The sequence below is a fragment of the Streptomyces sp. NPDC002232 genome (assembly GCF_042890295.1).
Taxonomy (GTDB): domain Bacteria; phylum Actinomycetota; class Actinomycetes; order Streptomycetales; family Streptomycetaceae; genus Streptomyces.
This window is the reverse complement of record NZ_JBIARV010000003.1, coordinates 643,791-661,395: the sequence shown is the minus strand read 5'-3', so window position 1 is coordinate 661,395 and position 17,605 is coordinate 643,791. Positions and strand designations below refer to the sequence as shown.

Sequence of the window (17,605 nt, the reverse complement as noted above, 5' to 3'; positions counted from 1 at the left end):
TGGGGGCCGGGAATCGGCGGGCCGTCATCGGGAGAGGCGGTAGAGGACCTGGCGGGCGTCCCACTCGACGAAGGACTCGGCGTGCTCCAGGCCGACGGCCTCAAGGAGCCGGCGGGACCTGTGGTTGGCCTCCTGGGTGACCGCGACGACGCTCGGCGCGCTCGCCAGGGCCCGCGACACGGCCGCGGCGACCGCCTCGCGCGCGTAGCCGTGGCCCCAGTGCTCGGGCAGGAACTGGTACGAGACCTCCGTCTCGCCGCCCCGTCCGGCGGCCTCCACCGTGACGAGCCCGAGCAGGACGCCGTCCTCGGCCCGGACCACCGCGTGGAAGCCGGGCGCCCCCACGATCCGCCGCTGCCGGATCCGGACGACCGATTCGATCACGGGACCGCCCAGGTGGCGCCGCACCTCCGGATCGGTCCACAGCCTCGTCACGGCCGGCAGGTCGGCGCTCCGGACGGCACGCAGCACCAGCCGCTCGGTGACGAGCGGGCCGACGGGAGACTCGGACTCCGGGAGGGGAGCGGAGTGCGGCGGGACGGTCACACCCCCGATCATCTCAGGCCGGGGGCGCGGGCGGGGACGGGACCGGTCGGGTGGCGTTCCACGGCAGCGGGCGGCGGCAGGGGCGTCCGCCGCTCGAGCCGGCCCGTACGGCTCAGCCCATGCGGCGGGTGAGCGCGGCGAGGGCGCCCGGGCGGCGGCCGGGGACCCGGCGGCGGAGGTCGACCAGGGTCGGGCCCAGGGCGCGGGCGCGGACGGGATCCTCGATGTGCTCCCACTGGTGGTGGGCCCGGTCGACGGCCCCCTCCACGTCGGGGTCGTCCGCGCGCTGGAGCATGCCGAGCCGGGCCTCGGCGGCGGCGAGCCAGAGTTCGCAGCTGCGGGCCGGTTCTCCGGCGAGACGGGCGAGGTCGGCCCGTACCTCCGTCCAGTGCACGGCCTCCACCGACCGGGGTCCGTGGCGGCGCAGGGCGTCGTGCTCCCAGGCCGCCGCCACCGCCGCCGCCTCCCCGTGCCGCCCGGCCCGTGCGGCGGCGAGGATCGCGGGGTGCGGGTCCACGGGCTCCGCACCGGCGGGCGCCGGGGCCGGAGGGGTCGCCGGGGCGTACGCCGGGGGGATCGCGGGCACCGGCGCGGGCCGTCGGGGCACGGCGCCGACCGCCGGAGCGGACCCCGTGACGGACGCGCGCGGGGGCCGGGGCGCGGAGACGGGCACGGCCACGGACGCGGTACGGATCGGGGGAACGGGCGGGGCGGCGGTACGGGTCGGGGGGAGGGGCGGGGCGGTGTCGGTCGCGGCCGGGGCAGGTACGGGCGTGGGCGTGAGGAACACCGGTTCCGGCCGGGGTGCCACCGTCACCGCGCGCGCGGCGGCCTCCGCGTGCGCCGCGGCCGGGCTCAACCGGGCCCCGGAGCGCCAGAGTTCGGCCCGGGCCCGGAGGTATTCCGGGGTCGTGGGCTCGCCCCTGCGCGGCGCGGGCACCACGCGCGCGTGGAGCAGGGTGCCGGGCCCCAGGTGCAGCAGGCCCGGCACGTCGGCGAGACGCTGCCACACCTCCGGGTCGGCCGCGAGGTCCGCGACGACGGTCGTGCTCCCCGGGCTGCGCACGCCGAGTTCACCGGCGAGCCAGTGCCAGGGCAGCGCCGTGTAGCGGAGCGTCGCCGGGGTGGTGCGGGCGAGCGCGAGATGAGGCAGCTGCTGGCGGCGGTCGAGGTGGAGCTGGCCCGCCAGGCACACGACCAGGGGGCCGGGGCTAGCCGCCGCCGCGCGGAGGCGGGTGAGGACGGTCTGCGGGTCCAGCGGATCGGCGAGTTCGACGACCGTGGCAGCGGCGGTGCCGGTGAGGACCCCCGGCGGGACGGCGGCGAGCGCCGGCAGGACGGAGGCGGCGTCCATCGCACGGCCGCGTCCGGCGGGCGCGGCGGCGAGGATCACCGCGGTGCCGACCGCGCTCGCGGTCGACGCACCCTCGGCCACACCCGCACCCGCACCCGCACCCGCACCCGCACCCGGCGCAGCAGAGGCACCCGCACCCGCGGCATCGCCGCCCACGCCTGCCACAGGAGCCCGCCAAGCACCTTGAGCCCCCTGGACCGCCTGGGCACCCCCCGCACCGTCCGCACCCGCGGCCCCCGGTGAGCCGTCCTCCGGTGTCACCGCACCCACCCCCGTACGCATGTCCGACTCCCCCGCGACCGGGCCGCCCGTGAGCCTCGCACCCGCGCCCACCGTGCCGTTACCGTCGTCGTTCACCACCCGAGCACCGTAACGCGTCGCGCACTGTCCGATAATCGCCGGGCCTTTGACATATGCCAGAAGCACCACCGGATCGAGTGTTGCCAAATCCCTTACAGGCCGCGGCGGCCTGTGCCACAGTCGTCTCCGGGCCAGCTTCCACACCTGGCCGCGCCGCGCCTGTATCGGAGTACGACATGCCGTCCCATCTGTTCGCGGACCGCCCCGCCCCACCGCCGGAGCCGGGCGCGCTGGACGCGCTGATCACGCAGACCCGTCGGCTGCGCGGCGAAGTGGACGCCGTGCGCAGGGACTCCGCGGTGGACGACGACGATCCCCAGCAGCGCTGGCAGCGCGCCCTGTGCGACCTGGCCGTGAACCAACTCGACGATCTCGGTGCCCAGTTGGGCCAGCTTCGGGCCGGCGTACCGGCGACCGCGATCCCTCCGGAGGAGGCCGGGGCCGAGGAGGGCGAGGCCGTCGCCGACACCGCGCTCGCGACCGCCCCCGGCACGGCGTACGGCGTCGCGGCCCCGCCCCGGACGGGCTCCCTGCTCTCGCGGGTCGGCAGCGCCGAGTGGAACCTGCTGACCGACGAGGTCAGCTGGTCCGAGGAGCTGTTCCAGATCTTCGGACGGCAGCCCGAGAGCGGCCCGATGTCCCTGGACGAGATGCCCACGATGGTCCTCGCCGAGGACCAGGCCGTCCTGCAGTCGATGGTGACGGACTGCCTGATCGACGGGAAGCCGATCGACGGCGAGTTCCGGATCGTGCGCACCGACGGCCGTCTGCGCACCGTGCACATGACCGGTGAGCCCGTGCTCGACACCGACGGCTGCACGGCCTCGATGTGGGCCGTCCTCCGGGACGTCAGCGAACTGCGGCGCAGCGAGCGGGCCGTCCGCGAGAGCCGGGACAGCCTGGAGCGCAGCCGCCACATCGAGCTCACCGAGCGCCGGGTCGCCGTCGAGCTCCAGGAGGCGGTGCTCCCGCCCTGGCGCGGCTCGCTCCGCTTCGCCCACGGCGGCGCCGCCCCGCTCGACGTGGCCGCGCACTACCTCCCGGCCGCCAGCACCGGTCTGATCGGCGGGGACTGGTACGACGCCCTCGTCCTGCCCGACGGAGACGCGCTGCTGACCGTCGGCGACCTGACGGGGCACGGGGTCGCGGCGACCTCCTCCATGGCGATGCTCCTCGGGGCGCTGCGCGGCATGGCCTTCGCCGGCATCCGGCCCGCCGCGCTGCTGAGCCACCTCAACCAGCTCCTGGAGACCTCCGTGCAGCCCGCGCTGGGCAGCGCGATGTGCTGCCGGTACGACCCGGTGGCCCGGACCCTGGTGTGGGCGCAGGCCGGCCACCCCGCCCCGCTGCTCTTCCGAGACGGGACGGGGCAGGCGCTCCGGCGGCCCGAGGGCGTGCTGCTCGGGGCGACGACCGGCGCCGTCTACGGCGAGGCCGAGAACCGGCTGCTCCCGGGTGACGTGCTCGTTCTGCACACCGACGGGCTGACCCGTGGCGGTGGGCCGGACGACGACGCGGGCGCACGACGGCTGCTCGCCCTCGGCCCCCGGCTCGCGGAGGCGCGGGACGCACAGGACGGCGTGCGCGCGGTGAGGGAGGAGTTCGGCGAGGAGTCACGCGAGGACGACGCCTGCGTGATGGTGGTCCGGGTCACCGGCTGACACCGGAGGAGGATGCCTCCGTGATGCGGTCACCGGCTGACACCGGCAGGACGGCGTGCCTGCGTGACGCCGGTCCTGGACCGGCCGGCACCGGAGGACGGCGCCCGTGACACGTGTCCGGGTCCCTCCCGGACACCGGCTCGCCGCGACCCTGCCGAAATCCCCGGACGCCCGCCGTCACCCGGCCGCGTCCGTGGCACCCGTGGCACCCGTGGAGCCGTCGGACGCGCCCCGGAACCCCGGCTCCGCATTCCGCCGCGCCCCGCCCGAACCTCCCCGCGCCTCAGGCCTGTCCCGCCGGCCTGGGGCGGTTGACGGGAGACCTGGGCAGGGCGAGCTCGATCTCCTCGCGCAGGCTCTCGATCCGCGAGTAGCCCGCGTACTGCCCGGTCAGCCGGTACATCTCCCGCAGCCGGTCCCAGGTCCGGTGGGAGGAGGTCTCCCCCATGGACATCAGCGCCAGCCGCGCGTAGCGGTCGGCCTGCTCCGGGTCGTCGGCGATGAAGCAGGCCGAGGCGAGGGAGATGTGGTCGAAGAGCTTCGAGCGGTCGTGGCCGCCGCGCCGCAGTTCGAGCGCCAGCTTGGCGTGGCGCTGTGCGGGGACCGCCGCCGACGGTTCGTGCTCGGCGAGGGTGCGGTAGGCGAGGGCCTGCATGCCGTGCATGTCCGCCTCGTCGAAGTTCTGCATCCAGCTCGGCTTCTCGTCCCGCCGGTCGGACACGAACAACTCCTCGGCCTCGCCGAGCGTGCGCCGCATGGCCTGTCCCCGGCCCATCGAGGCCTGTGCCCATGCCTCGATCGTGTGGAACATGGCCTGGGTGCGCGGCAGCACCCGCTCGCCCGAGCCCTCCTTGGCGAGCTTCATCAGGTCGAGCGCGTCGTCGGGACGCCCCAGGTGCACCATCTGGCGGGCCGCCCGGGAGAGCGCCTCGCCGGCCCTCGGCCGGTCGCCGCCCTCGCGCGCCGCGTGGGCGGCGATGACGAAGTACTTCTGTGCCGTCGGTTCGAGGCCGACGTCGTGGGACATCCAGCCCGCGAGGACCGCCAGGTTCGCGGCGACGCCCCACAGACGGCGCTGGAGGTGGTCGGCGTGGCGGTAGGCGAGCATGCCGCCCACCTCGTTGAGCTGGCCCACGACCGCCTTGCGCTGGAGGCCGCCGCCCCGGGAGGCGTCCCAGGCACGGAACACCTCCACCGAGTGCTCCAGGGCCTCGATCTCCTCCGACCCGATGGGGGCGGCCTCGTAGCGGTCGAACCCGGCGGGGTCGGCGTGGAGGGGATCGGTGGCCCGCGGGGCGGCGCCCTTGCGTGCGGGGTCGGTCTGGAGCCAGTCGTGCATGGCCTTGCTGAGTACGGAGCCGGCGGCAAGCGCGGCACCCGCGCCCACCAGGCCGCGTCGGTTGAGCATGAGGTCCATTCCCGTGAATTCGGTGAGGACCGCCGCCGTACGATCGGGTGCCCAGGGCAGCCCGTCAGGGTTCTCCGTCGTCCTGACGTCCTGCTTCTTTCCGGCGCGCCCGTGTCGTACGAACCCGAGGTCCTCGATGGTCACGACACGGCCGAGTCGCTCGGTGAACAAGGCTGCCAGCACCCGGGGGACCGGATCGCGCGGGATCTCGCCCCGGTCGATCCACCTCCGCACCCGCGAGGTGTCGGTCGCCAGCTGGGGGTGGCCCATGGCCGCCGCCTGCCGGTTGACCAGTCTCGCGAGTTCGCCCTTGGACCAGCCGGCCAGGCCGAAGAGGTCTGCCAGGCGGGTGTTGGTCTGCTCGGTCACGTCTAAGCCCCCAGGTTCTCGGCTGAGTTGACACTAGCCCGCTGTCATAGGCCTGGCGACAATTCGCCAGGCTTCGCCAGGGTGCGCGAGATGTTCCGCCACCCGCGCCCGGGTGTCAGGTAGGAACGCGCCACCCCGCCCCGCCGACCGGCCCTCATTCCCCAGGGTGCGGACCGGGGGCGGGCGGGGCGACGCACGCAACTCGTCGGCACACGAAGGGATCTGTCCTCCATGTACACAGCATCGTCCTCCGTGTCCGCCCCGCCCCGGCCGCAGCACCGGATCATCCCCGCCGGCGCCGGACCGTACCTCGCCCCCGCCCCTCAGGCCGTCAGGCCGAGGCGCTGGGCGGGCGGCACCGGCACCCAGCCCGTGAGCGGAAGAATCGATCTGTCGGGCCCCCAGGGGGCGCAGTTGAAGATGGCGATCGCGTCGGTCCACCGGATCTGCCCGGAGTTCAACCCCGTGCAGGTGCTGCGGCGCAGCGGCCGTTCCGTACTGATCGTCGGGACGACCGGGCGGACCACGGCGGTCGCGAAGTGTTTACTGGACCACTCCCCCGCGTGGGTCGAGCGGTTCCGGCACGAGATAGCTTCCTACCGCTCCTTCGTCCGTCACCGTCCTCCGGTGCGCGCGCCGCGGCTGATCGCCGCGGACCCGGAGAACTGCACGCTGGTGATCGAGCGGATGCCCGGACGGGCGGCGGCGCTGTCGCGCCACCCCGTCGAGGCTCCGCCCCGGGCCGACGTGCGGGCCGCGCTCGGCGCGATCGCCCGTCTCAACGCCTGGCGGCCGCCGGCCGGGACCTTCGACGCCCCGCTGGACTACGGCACCCGGATCGCGCGCTACCACGAGCTCGGTCTCTTCACGGACCGGGACCGGGACGACCTCCAGAAGCTGCTGCACGGTCTGGCGCAGGCGGGCGGACGCCAGGGCATGGGCCAGTTCTGTCACGGCGACGCCCTGCTCTCCAACATCCTGCTCTCCCCCGCCGGGCCGGTCCTCGTCGACTGGGAGCACGCGGGCTGGTACCTGCCGGGCTACGACCTGGCGACGCTGTGGGCGGTGCTCGGTGACGCGCCGCTGGCCCGCCGCCAGATCAGTCAGCTCGCCCAGCAGGCCGGAGCGGCCTCCCGGGACGCCTTCCTGGTGAACCTGATGATCGTGCTGACGCGGGAGATCCGCACGTACGAGACGGCGGTGCAGCGCACCATGAAGGAGGCTCCGCCGGCCGGTTCCGTGCCGGTGCCCTCGGGGGGGCTCGCCCCCGGTGAGGAACAGCGGCTGCTGCTGAGGCGGCTGCACGACGACTGCGCCATGGCACGGCGGGCCGTGCGCGCGGCGGTCGGGACGCGCTGAAGGCGCGGGTCCGGCCGACCACACGGGGGCGGTGCGCCGTGAGCCCGGTGCCGACACACCGGGACACGGCGCATCGGCTTGTCCGGGCCGCCCTCCGGCCACAGGGACTCCTCCATTGGTCCACGCCAGTGACGCGCCCCAGGCCCGGGACCCGTCGTCGCGAAACTCCGCCGTCCGGCCCTGCATTCCCGCCCTGACGTGGGAACTTCAGGGTGCGCAGGCGTGATTGACGGGACGTCCGGGAGCCGATACCCCTGTACGGGTTCGGCCCCGCACGCCCCCCGTGTCACCCCCTGCCTCTGGAGGCCGCCTTGCTGCGTTCCGCGTCGCGCAGACATCCGTCACCGTTCCGGGTGCCGGGGGCGGTGGGCGCCCTGGCGTCCGCCGCCCTGCTGGTCCCCCTGCTGTCCGCCGCCCCGCCGGCCGGCGCCGAGGTGCCCGAGGCGGGTGTCCTCCAGGGGCAGTTCGCCCGGGCGGCCGCGCGTCAGGGCGTCCCCGAGAGCCTGCTGCTCGCCGTCTCCTACCTTCAGTCGCGGTGGGACGCCCACGGCGGTGCGCCCAGTGTCACCGGCGGCTACGGGCCGATGCACCTGACGGACGCCGTGACGGCGCTCGCCCGGAGCGCCCCGCACCACTCCGACGGCGCGGAGGACGCCCGGGGCGACGCCTCGCGGCCGATCCGCGACGGCGACCGCGGCGACGGCCCGGTGGCGGCGTCCGCCGGGCCGTCCGGGCGGCTGCGGACCCTGGAGCGGGCGTCCGAGCTGTCCGGGATCCCCGCCGAGGAGCTGCGCACCGTCCCGGCGGCGAACATCGAGGGCGGTGCGGCGCTGCTCGCGGCGGCGCAGCGCGAGGCCGGACTCCCGGCGAGCGCGGACCCGGCCGACTGGTACGGGGCGGTGGCGCGGTACTCCGGCGCGGACGACTCGGCGACGGCGGCGGCGTACGCGAACGACGTGTTCGACGTGATCCGCACCGGGGAGACGCGGACGACCGACAGCGGGCAGGTGGTGACGCTCCCGGCCGCTCCGGCGGTCGCGCCCGCCACCGGCCAGGTGGCGGCGCTGGGGCTGCGCCGGCCCGCCGCGGGTCCGGTGGAGTGCCCGGCCTCGGTGCCCTGCGAGTGGGTGCCGGCACCGTACGAGGAGTTCGGTGACGGGGACTACGGCAACCACGACAAGGCGGACCGGCCGGTCTCGCAGTCGATCGACTACATCGTGATCCACGACACCGAGGCCGACTGGGACACCACGCTGAAGCTGGTGCAGGACCCGACGTACGTGTCCTGGCAGTACTCGCTGCGCTCCTCCGACGGGCACGTCGCCCAGCACGTGCCGCTGAAGGACGTGGCCTGGCACGCGGGCAACTGGTTCGTGAACGCCAAGTCGGTGGGCCTGGAGCACGAGGGCTTCCTGACCTCTCCGGACTCCTGGTACACGGAGGCGATGTACCGGTCGTCGGCGCGCCTGGTGCGCTACCTCGCCGCCCGGTACCGCATTCCGCTGGACCGGCAGCACATCCTGGGGCACGACAACGTGCCGGGCACGGTGACCTCCACGATCAAGGGCATGCACACGGACCCGGGGCCCTACTGGGACTGGGCGCACTACTTCCGGCTGCTCGGCCGCCCGATCACGCCGAGCGCCGGTCCGCGCGCGGGCGTGGTGACGATCCGTCCCGACTACGACGCGAACCGGCCGGTCTACACGGACTGCGCGACGGCCGGACAGGCCTGCGCGCCGCACGGCAGCGGGGCGGTGCGCCTGCACACGGCGCCGAGCTCCGACGCGCCCCTGGTGAAGGACGTCGGCCTGCGGCCGGGCGGGCAGGACTCCACGACCGGCGTCAACGACACCGGGGCGCGGGCCTCCACCGGGCAGAGCTTCGCCGTGGCGGAGCGCCGGGGTGACTGGACGGCCGTCTGGTACCTGGGGCAGAAGGCGTGGTTCTCGAACCCGGTGAAGGAACCGTCGGCGGTGAACGCGCGGGGTCTCGTCCTGACGCCCCGGGAGGGCCTGGCGAAGGTGCCGGTGTACGGGCGGGCGTATCCGGAGGCCTCGGCCTATCCGGCGGGCGTGCCGGTGCAGGCGGTGTCGCCGCTGCCGTACGAGCTGCTCGCCGGTCAGCGGTACGTGGTCGGGGGGCGCACCCCGGGCGAGTACTACTTCGCGCCGGTGTTCGACCCGAGCGGTCACACGGTGGTCCGGGGCCAGGAGGAGTACTACCAGATCCAGTTCGGCCATCGGGTCGCCTTCGTGAAGGCCGCCGACGTGCGGGTTTCCCTGGGCTGACAGGGGTCTGGCCGAAAGGCGGGGGGTGGTGCCGGGCGTGGGGTCCGGCGCCACCCCTCCGGCGTTCATACGACTATTCGCGAGATCGTGTGGGCCGTCCGGGCGACGGGTAAGGCTGGGCCGGTCAGCGCCCCAGCCACCGGAAGGCCCACCCGCACATGCCTCAGCCCTTCGTCATGCCGGATTTCTATGTCCCGTATCCGGCCCGGCTCAACCCCCATGTGGAGGCCGCCCGCACGCACACGCGTGACTGGGCGCGAGCGAGGGGGATGCTGGAGGGCTCGGGGGTCTGGGAGGAGCACGACCTCGACTCCCACGACTACGCGCTGCTCTGCGCGTACACGCACCCGGACTGCGACGAGGACGTCCTGAACCTCGTCACCGACTGGTACACCTGGGTCTTCTTCTTCGACGACCACTTCCTGGAGGTCTTCAAGCGCACCCAGGACCGGGCGGGCAGCAAGGCCTATCTGGACCGGCTGCCGCTGTTCATGCCGGCGGACCCCGCGACCGGCATGCCGGAACCGGCCAACCCCGTCGAGGCGGGACTGGCGGACCTCTGGCGGCGGACCGTCCCCGCGATGTCCGAGGGCTGGCGGGTGCGGTTCGCGGAGGCGACGGAGCACCTGCTGAACGAGTCGCTGTGGGAGCTCGACAACATCAACGAGGGGCGGATCGCGAACCCCCTGGAGTACATCGAGATGCGCCGCAAGGTCGGCGGCGCGCCCTGGTCCGCCGGGCTCGTCGAGTACGCGGCGGGGGCCGAGGTCCCGGCGGCCGTGGCGTACTCCCGGCCGCTGCGGGTGCTCCGGGACTCCTTCTCGGACGCGGTGCACCTGCGCAACGACCTCTTCTCGTACCAGCGCGAGGTGGAGGAGGAGGGCGAGAACAGCAACGGCGTCCTGGTCCTGGAGCGGTTCCTCGGCTGCACGACCCAGGAGGCGGCGAACGCCGTCAACGACCTGCTGACCTCACGGGTGCAGCAGTTCGAGAACACGGCGCTCACCGAGGTGCCGCTGCTCGCCGCCGAGAAGGGCCTGACCCCGCAGGAGTGCGCGGCCGTCACGGCGTACGCGAAGGGGCTCCAGGACTGGCAGTCCGGCGGGCACGAGTGGCACATGCGCTCCAGCCGCTACATGAACGAGGGCATGGTCGGCGCGCCCTCGCGCCTGGACGGGATCATCGGCACCTCCGCCCTCGACGTCCGGTCCCTCTTCGGCCGGCCGGCGGCGGCCCGGCACCGGGCGTTCACGCACGCGCCGCACGAGCGGGTGGGACCGTCGCTGCTGCCGGAGTTCGACCTGCCCTACCCGCTCACGCTCAACCCCGGTCACGCGGAGGCGGCGCGGCACACGGTCGACTGGGCGGAGCGGATGGGACTCCTCGACGACCTGTGGGACCGGCGGGCGGCGGAGGGCTTCGACCTGGCGCTGTGCGCGGCCGGCCTCGACCCGGACGCCTCCGCCGAGGAGCTGGCGCTCGGCGCCGACTGGCTGACCTGGGGGACCTACGCGGACGACTACTATCCGGCGGCCTTCGGGCGGACGGGCGCCCTGGGCGCCGCGAAGGAGCAGACCGACCGGCTCAAGGCCTGCATGCCGTTCGACGATCCGGCCGCCGGCGCGGCGGTCGCGGTGAACCCGCTGGAGCGGGCGCTCGCCGACGTCTGGGCGCGGACCGCGGTGCCGATGACGTCCCCGGCCCGGGCGGAGCTGCGGCGCGCGCTCGACCTGATGCTCGACAGCTGGCTGTGGGAGCTGCACAACGTGGCGCAGCACCGGGTGCCCGACCCGGTCGACTACATCGAGATGCGCCGCAGCACCTTCGGCTCGGAACTGACCACGCTGCTGTGCCGGCTGCGTCAGGAGACGGCGCTGCCGCCCGAGGTCTTCCGGTCGGGCACGGTCCGCAGCCTGGAGAACGCGGTGATGGACTACGGCGCCCTCGTCAACGACCTCTTCTCGTACCAGAAGGAGATCGAGGTCGAGGGCGAGGTGCACAACGGTGTGCTGGTGCTACAGAAGTTCTTCGACTGCGACTACCCGACCGCCGTGTCGATGGTCGACGACCTGATGCGGGGCCGGCTGCGCCAGTACGAGACCCTGAAGCAGCGCGAGGTGCCCCTGCTCTTCGAGGACTTGGGGCTGGACGGGGCGGGGCGGGAGGCCTTCGCCTCGTACCTGCGGGGCCTGGAGGACTGGCTCGCGGGAGTCCTCAACTGGCACCGGAACGTGCGGCGTTACGGCCCCGACGACGTGCGGGCGGGTAGTGGCGCCGCGCTGCTGCGGGGCGGCCCGAGGGGGCTGGGGACCTCGGCGGCGCGGATCACGGAGCTGCTCGGCACGGGACCGCGCTGAGGACGCCTAGGGCGTGTCGTCACACTCCCGTCGTCGCCCTCGGGGCAGACGGGAGTGTGACGACACGCCCGAAGGCCTCCGGGGCGGTCCCCGGAGGCCTTCGGGCGGTCGTGCGTGCGGTCAGGAGCGCCGGCCGCGCAGGTCGTCGAGCTCCCGGCGCTCGCGCTTGGTGGGACGCCCCGCGCCCCGGTCCCGGACGGCGGCGACGGCCACGTGCTCGCGGGGCGGCGGGGGCGGGCTGTTGTCCACGTACGCCTCGGCGGCGACGGGCGGGCCGACCCGCTTGACGTGCAGCTCCTTGACCTCGACGATCCGCTCCCGGCCGCCGTGGTAGATCCGGACCTCGTCGCCGGGCTTCACGGCCTGGGCGGGCTTCACCCGCTCGCCGTTCACCTTGACGTGTCCGGCCCGGCAGGCGGCCGCGGCCTGCGAGCGGGTCTTGGTCAGGCGGACCGCCCAGATCCAGGCGTCGACGCGCGCGCTCATCGGCCGCCGCTCCCCGTCAGCCCTGCTGGAACAGCTCGGCGGGCAGGGGCTTGAGCAGGGCGTACAGGTCGTCGGTGATCGGCCGGTCCCAACTGGCGATCGTCACGAGGACGTTGTCGCTGCGGTCGAACTGGACGCAGGAGATGCGGCTCTCGGAGAGCTTGAGGCGGCGCACGATGAGGAGGTTGTCGCCCTGCATGACGGGGATGTCCTCGGTGTCGAGGACCTCGACCGGCTCGTCGTTCTCCAGGGCCGCGAGGAGCTGCGCCACCTCGAAGGGGATCTGGCCGTCGCCGAGCTCGCGCGCCGGGGAGCCCTCGGGGAGGTTGCCGATGATCATCGCGGGGCCCCGGCCGCCGAACAGGTCGTAGCGGAGGAACACGCCCTGGCAGGAGCCGTCGGGGGCGGGCAGCAGACCGGCGCCGAGGTTGCCGGGCCAGTCGCCCGGATCCATGGCCAGGACGTCGAAGTCCGGGCCCGCGGGTGTGGCGGCGCTGCGGCGGCGGAGGAAGGACATACGGCCATGGTACGTGCCCCGGCGCGCTGCGCGACGCGCCGGGCGCCCGCCTCGGGGCGGCCCGGCCCGCCGGGGCCTCCGGTGGTCCGCGGGGTGCGTGCGGGACCCGCTCGTGGGCGGGTCCGGAGCACGGAGCGTCACCCGGAGGCTCCGGCCGGTGGCGGAGTGCGCACGGCTCGTGGCCCCGGGCCGGGACGGCCCGCGACCCTCAGGCGGCCGGGTCCGCCGCGTCGGCCGACCGCCGCGAGAGGGCGTCCAGGACGGCCAACGCCTCGTCCGCGCGGTCGTGTTCGACGAAGAGGTGGTCATGGTGGAATCCGGCCACCACGTTGCAGCTCATGCCGGCCGAGGCGAGCTCGACGGCGACGGCCGCCGTGAGCCCGACGGCGTCGAGGGCGGAGTGCACCCGGAGCGTGATCCGGCCCGCCACGTAGTCGTACGCCAGCCCGGCGGCGTCCGCCTCCTCCTGCCGTACGACGAGGGTGAGGCCCTCCGCCTCGGCGACGGTGACGACGGGGGCGAGCCCGGCCGGGGCGGGGCCGTCCACCGTGGTGAAGACGTAGCGGCCGGGGTCGAGCTCCGGGCGCATCCCGGCGAGGAGCCTGGTCAGGTCACGTTCCGCGTTCATGGGGCCAGCGTAGGGGGCGTCTTGTCGATCAGGCCGCAATCGATCGGCTGGACACCCCCTGGGCGCCCCGGCCGGGCGGCGGCTCAGCCGGTGGGCGGGGTGTCCCCGACCAGCCACATGGCGAAGAACTGGGCGCCGCCGCCGTAGGCGTGCCCGAGCGCCCGGCGCGCCCCCTCGACCTGGTGGGCGCCGGCCTCGCCGCGCACCTGGAGGGCCGCCTCGGCGAAGCGGATCATCCCGGAGGCTCCGATGGGGTTGGTGGAGAGCACCCCTCCCGAGGGGTTCACGGGCAGGTCGCCGTCGAGTTCGGTCACCCCGGCCTCGGTGAGCTTCCAGCCCTCGCCCTCCTCGGCGAAGCCGAGGTTCTCCAGCCACATGGGTTCGTACCAGGAGAACGGCACGTACATCTCGACGGCGTCGATCTCCCGTCGCGGGTCGGTGATGCCGGCCTGCCGGTAGACGTCGGCGGCGCAGTCGCGGCCGGCCCGCGGGGAGACGAAGTCCTTGCCCGCGAAGAGGGTCGGCTCGCTGCGCATCGCCCCGCCGTGCACCCAGGCGGGCGGGCGCGGCGCGCGGGCGGCTCCGGCGCGGTCGGTGAGGATCATGGCGCAGGCGCCGTCGGAGGAGGGGCAGGTCTCGGAGTAGCGGATCGGGTCCCAGAGCATCGGGGAGGCCTGGACCTTCTCCAGGGTGAGGTCGTGCTCGTGGAGGTGGGCGTAGGGGTTCAGGAGCGCGTTGCGGCGGTCCTTGTACGCGACGAGGGAGCCGATCGTGTCGGGGGCTCCGGTGCGGCGCATGTAGGCCCGGACGTGCGGGGCGAAGAAGCCTCCGGCGCCGGCGAGCAGCGGCTGCTGGAAGGGGACGGGCAGGGACAGGCCCCACATGGCGTTGGACTCGGACTGCTTCTCGAAGGCGAGGGTGAGGACGGTCCGGTGCACGCGCGCGGAGACCAGGTTGGCGGCGACGAGCGCGGTGGAGCCGCCGACGGATCCGGCGGTGTGCACCCGGAGCATGGGCTTGCCGACCGCGCCGAGCGCGTCGGCGAGGTACAGCTCCGGCATCATGACGCCCTCGAAGAAGTCGGGGGCCTTGCCGATGACGACGGCGTCGATGTCCGCCCAGGTCAGCTCCGCGTCCTCCAGGGCGCGGACGGCGGCCTCGCGGACGAGTCCCGCGATCGAGACGTCCCCGCGGGCGGCGACGTGCTTGGTCTGGCCGACGCCGACGACGGCCACGCACTCCTTCGATGTCACGGCCTCAGGCACGGTTCTCTCCTTCCAGGACCGCGACCAGGTTCTGCTGGAGGCAGGGTCCCGAGGTCGCGTGGGCGAGGGCGCGGTCGGACTCCCCGCGGTGGATGCGGGCGGCGGCCTCGCCCAGTCGGACGAGTCCCGCGGCCATGACGGGGTTGGCGGCGAGGGCTCCGCCGGAGGGGTTGACCTTCACGCTCGCGTCGAGGGCGAGGGCCTTGCGCAGGACGACCTCCTGGGAGGTGAAGGGCGCGTGGAGCTCGGCGGTGTCGACGGGCCGGTCGAAGGCTCCGGCCCGTTCGGCGGCGAGGCGGGTGGAGGGCGAGTCGGTGAGGTCGCGGACGCCGAGGGAGTGGGCCTCGATGCGGTGGTCCATGCCCCGGATCCAGGCGGGGCGCCCGCACAGCGCGCGGGCCCGGTCGCCGACGGCCAGGATCACGGCGGCGGCGCCGTCGCCGACGGGCGGGCAGTCGCCCGTGCGCAGCGGCCGGACGGCGTAACCGCCCTGCGGGCGGGCGCCGGGCAGCTGGGCGTGGGGGTTGGTCCGGGCGTCCTCGCGGCTGCGGGCGGCGATCGCGGCGAGGGCCGGTTCGTCGGTGTCCCCGGCGTCGAGGAGGGCCTGGGCCTGGAGCGCGGCGAGGGCGACCGAGTCGGGCCAGAGCGGGGCGAGGTAGTAGGGGTCGAGCTGGCGGGTGAGGACGTCGCGGACGGAGCCCGCGGAGGATTTGCCGTAGGAGTAGACGAGGGCCGTGTCGGCCTCTCCCGTGAGCAGCTTCACCCATGCCTCGTAGAGGGCCCAGGCGCCGTCGGTCTCGACGTGGGACTCGGAGATCGGCGGCCAGGCGCCGACGCCGTCGAGGGCCATCGTGAACGAGAAGGCGCGTCCGGCCAGGTAGTCGGAGGAGCCGGAGCAGGTGAAGCCGATGTCGGCGGCCTTCAGGCCGGTCTGCCGCTGCACCTCGTGCAGCACGGGCATCACCATCTCGACCTCGGAGAGGTCGTCGGTGCGCCGCCGGTGGTCGCTCTGGGCGAAGGCGACGATCGCCACCTCTCGGTCCGGCGTCACAGCAGCTCCTTGTAGGTGTCGTAGTCGGCGTCGGGCTCGCCGGTGGGCCGGTAGTGGTCGGGGTAGCGGCCGTCCTCGCTCCACACGGGTTCGACGCGCAGGCCCATGCGGACCTCGTCGTAGGGGATGCCGCCGATCCGTCCGTGGAGGGCGAGTCCGGCGCCGTCCAGGGCGATGTGGGCGTAGACGTAGGGAACCTCGATGTCGAGGTTCTTCGCCTTGATGTTGACGATGCAGTAGGTGGTGACGGTGCCGCGGGGGCCGACCTCGACCCGGTCGGTGGTGGCGACGCCGCAGGTGGGGCAGGCGCCGCGGGGCGGCACGTACACCTTGGCGCAGGAGGGGCAGCGCTCGCCGACGGTGCGGCGCTCGCCGAGCCCGTGCAGATAGCGGGTCTGGGCGCGGCCGGGGCTGTACGTGTAGTCGAGGCGGGCCGGGGCGACGATGCCGGTCACCGGTGCGTCGAACCGGCCGTCGTGCGGTGCGGGTTCGTGGTCCGGGGCGCCCTCGTACGGTTCGAAGCAGGCGATGTCCGTGATGGCGCCGGAGCGTTCGGCGGCCCAGCGGATCCGCACGCGCATGCCGGTGCGGACGGCTTCGGGTCCGGGGGCGTCGAGGGCGTGGAGGAGGGCGGTGCCGGCGCCGTCGAGGCGTACGAGGACCCAGGCGAAGGGGGTCGCGAGGGGCTGTCCCCGGCGGGGCTCGGGGTTCCAGGCCCAGGTGGTGACGGTGCCGGTGGGGGCGACCTCGACGAGTTCGCGGAGTTCGGCGGCGGTGACGGGGTCGTACTCGACGGGCGGGACGAGCACCTCGCCCGCCTCGGTGCGGACGCCCAGGACGGTGCGCTCGCGCAGTCCGGTGAGGAAGGCGGACTGGACGGGGCCGAGGGAGCGGGTGAAGGGGAACTCGACGACGAGGGGGGCGCGGAGGGCCTCGGGCGGTGGGGTGACGGCTGTCATGGGACGGCTCCTTGGTGGGGTGGTGTGCGCGCGGGGCGGGTGGACGGGAGGTCACTCCCGCCGGTACACCGGCGCCCGCTTCTCGGCGAACGCCCTGGTCCCTTCCTTCGCGTCGGCGGTGTCGAAGACCGGCCAGCCGCGCGCGAGTTCGGCGGCGAGGCCCTCCGTCTCGGTCAGCTCGGCCGTCTCGTACACGGAGGCCTTGACGGCCTCGACGGCGAGCGGGCCGCAGGCGTTGACGCGTTCGGCGAGGTCGAGGGCGGCGTCCAGGGCGGTGCCGTCGGGGACCACGCGTCCGACGAGGCCGATGGCGGCGGCCTCCTGTGCGCTGTAAGGGCGGCCGGTGAGGAGCATTTCGAGGGCGTGGGTGCGGGCGATCTGCCGGGGCAGGCGGACGGTGGAGCCGCCGATGGGGAAGAGCCCTCGGCGCACCTCGAAGAGGCCGAAGGTGGCGGAGGCGGCGGCGACGCGGATGTCGGTGCCCTGGAGGATCTCGGTGCCGCCGGCGACGCAGGGGCCCTCGACGGCGGCGATGACCGGCTTGCGGGGGCGGTGGTGACGGAGCATCGCCTTCCAGTGCAGGTCGGGGTCGGCCTTGAGCCGGTCGCGGTACTGCTCGCCCTCCATGCCCTGGCCGGCGAGGGCCTTGAGGTCCATGCCGGCGCAGAAGGAACCGCCCGCGCCGGTGAGGACGACGGAGCGGACGCCGTCGTCGGCGTCGGCCTCCAGCCAGCCGTCGTACAGGCCGACGAGCATCGGCAGCGAGAGGGCGTTCTTGGCCTCGGGCCGGTTCAAGGTGAGGACGAGCGTGGCGCCTTCGCGCCGGACGCTGAGGTGTTCGGTGCCGCCCATGGGGGTCTCCCGTCTCCAGTTCTGGAACAGGTTGCAGGAGCTCGGGGTCCAGTTCAATAGTTTTCTGACACTCAGTCAGATTCTTCTGCGCACCCCCTTCCCCCGGTGACCGGTCGGCGCTCTAATGACCGCCACGTCCACA

14 protein-coding genes are annotated in these 17,605 nt (G+C 74.3%); 4 read left to right on the top strand and 10 right to left on the bottom strand.

The window, feature by feature from the left end; genetic code table 11:
• Positions 1-24: 24 nt before the first annotated feature.
• Together ACFYXU_RS15465 and ACFYXU_RS15460 are read right to left on the bottom strand one after the other, a co-directional pair.
• Positions 25-546: a GNAT family N-acetyltransferase gene (locus ACFYXU_RS15465; protein ID WP_376515081.1), complete on the bottom strand. Its 522-nt coding sequence runs from the start codon at positions 544-546 to the stop codon at positions 25-27.
• Between the two features lie 112 nt (positions 547-658).
• The gene (locus tag ACFYXU_RS15460) at positions 659-1,981 is read right to left on the bottom strand and encodes a hypothetical protein (RefSeq protein ID WP_376515084.1); all 1,323 of its coding nucleotides are present in this window, start codon (positions 1,979-1,981) and stop codon (positions 659-661) included.
• Positions 1,982-2,436: 455 nt separating this feature from the next.
• Between ACFYXU_RS15460 and ACFYXU_RS15455 the strand changes: the two genes are divergently transcribed.
• Positions 2,437-3,921, top strand: coding sequence for a PP2C family protein-serine/threonine phosphatase (locus ACFYXU_RS15455; protein WP_389406654.1), 1,485 nt, complete (start codon positions 2,437-2,439; stop codon positions 3,919-3,921).
• Positions 3,922-4,204: 283 nt separating this feature from the next.
• Here the strand turns inward: ACFYXU_RS15455 and ACFYXU_RS15450 are convergent, their stop codons facing one another.
• Complete coding sequence (locus ACFYXU_RS15450) at positions 4,205-5,698, bottom strand: hypothetical protein (protein ID WP_389406653.1); 1,494 nt, start codon at positions 5,696-5,698, stop codon at positions 4,205-4,207.
• 231 nt (positions 5,699-5,929) lie between these two features.
• Here ACFYXU_RS15450 and ACFYXU_RS15445 point away from each other — a divergent pair, with 231 nt between their 5' ends.
• The 3 genes from ACFYXU_RS15445 to ACFYXU_RS15435 all read left to right on the top strand — a co-directional run bounded on the left by ACFYXU_RS15445 (position 5,930) and on the right by ACFYXU_RS15435 (position 11,705).
• Entirely contained in the window at positions 5,930-7,057 is a 1,128-nt protein-coding gene (locus ACFYXU_RS15445) for an aminoglycoside phosphotransferase family protein (protein ID WP_376515089.1), read from the top strand.
• Positions 7,058-7,422: 365 nt separating this feature from the next.
• Positions 7,423-9,348: an N-acetylmuramoyl-L-alanine amidase gene (locus ACFYXU_RS15440; protein WP_389457970.1), complete on the top strand. Its 1,926-nt coding sequence runs from the start codon at positions 7,423-7,425 to the stop codon at positions 9,346-9,348.
• A 158-nt stretch (positions 9,349-9,506) separates the two neighbouring features.
• Positions 9,507-11,705 carry a germacradienol/geosmin synthase gene (locus ACFYXU_RS15435; RefSeq protein WP_389406651.1) on the top strand — a complete coding sequence of 733 codons (2,199 nt, stop codon included), beginning with the start codon at positions 9,507-9,509 and terminating at the stop codon, positions 11,703-11,705.
• 120 nt (positions 11,706-11,825) lie between these two features.
• Here ACFYXU_RS15435 and ACFYXU_RS15430 read toward each other — a convergent pair whose 3' ends face one another.
• The 7 genes from ACFYXU_RS15430 to ACFYXU_RS15400 form a co-directional block, all read right to left on the bottom strand.
• Entirely contained in the window at positions 11,826-12,191 is a 366-nt protein-coding gene (locus tag ACFYXU_RS15430; protein WP_329852885.1) for an RNA-binding S4 domain-containing protein, read from the bottom strand.
• 16 nt (positions 12,192-12,207) lie between these two features.
• Positions 12,208-12,708, bottom strand: a complete 501-nt coding sequence (locus ACFYXU_RS15425) for a hypothetical protein (RefSeq protein ID WP_329852884.1) — start codon at positions 12,706-12,708, stop codon at positions 12,208-12,210.
• A 208-nt stretch (positions 12,709-12,916) separates the two neighbouring features.
• Positions 12,917-13,336 carry an ACT domain-containing protein gene (locus ACFYXU_RS15420; RefSeq protein ID WP_376515896.1) on the bottom strand — a complete coding sequence of 140 codons (420 nt, stop codon included), beginning with the start codon at positions 13,334-13,336 and terminating at the stop codon, positions 12,917-12,919.
• 83 nt (positions 13,337-13,419) lie between these two features.
• Entirely contained in the window at positions 13,420-14,601 is a 1,182-nt protein-coding gene (locus ACFYXU_RS15415) for a thiolase domain-containing protein (RefSeq protein ID WP_389406650.1), read from the bottom strand.
• The gene (locus ACFYXU_RS15410) at positions 14,594-15,652 is read right to left on the bottom strand and encodes a thiolase domain-containing protein (RefSeq protein WP_389406649.1); all 1,059 of its coding nucleotides are present in this window, start codon (positions 15,650-15,652) and stop codon (positions 14,594-14,596) included. Before ACFYXU_RS15410 ends, ACFYXU_RS15415 begins: the two co-directional genes overlap by 8 nt.
• Entirely contained in the window at positions 15,649-16,611 is a 963-nt protein-coding gene (locus ACFYXU_RS15405; protein WP_384571337.1) for a Zn-ribbon domain-containing OB-fold protein, read from the bottom strand. Before ACFYXU_RS15405 ends, ACFYXU_RS15410 begins: the two co-directional genes overlap by 4 nt.
• Positions 16,612-16,662: 51 nt before the next feature.
• Positions 16,663-17,463, bottom strand: coding sequence for a crotonase/enoyl-CoA hydratase family protein (locus tag ACFYXU_RS15400; RefSeq protein ID WP_389406648.1), 801 nt, complete (start codon positions 17,461-17,463; stop codon positions 16,663-16,665).
• Positions 17,464-17,605 lie beyond the last annotated feature (142 nt).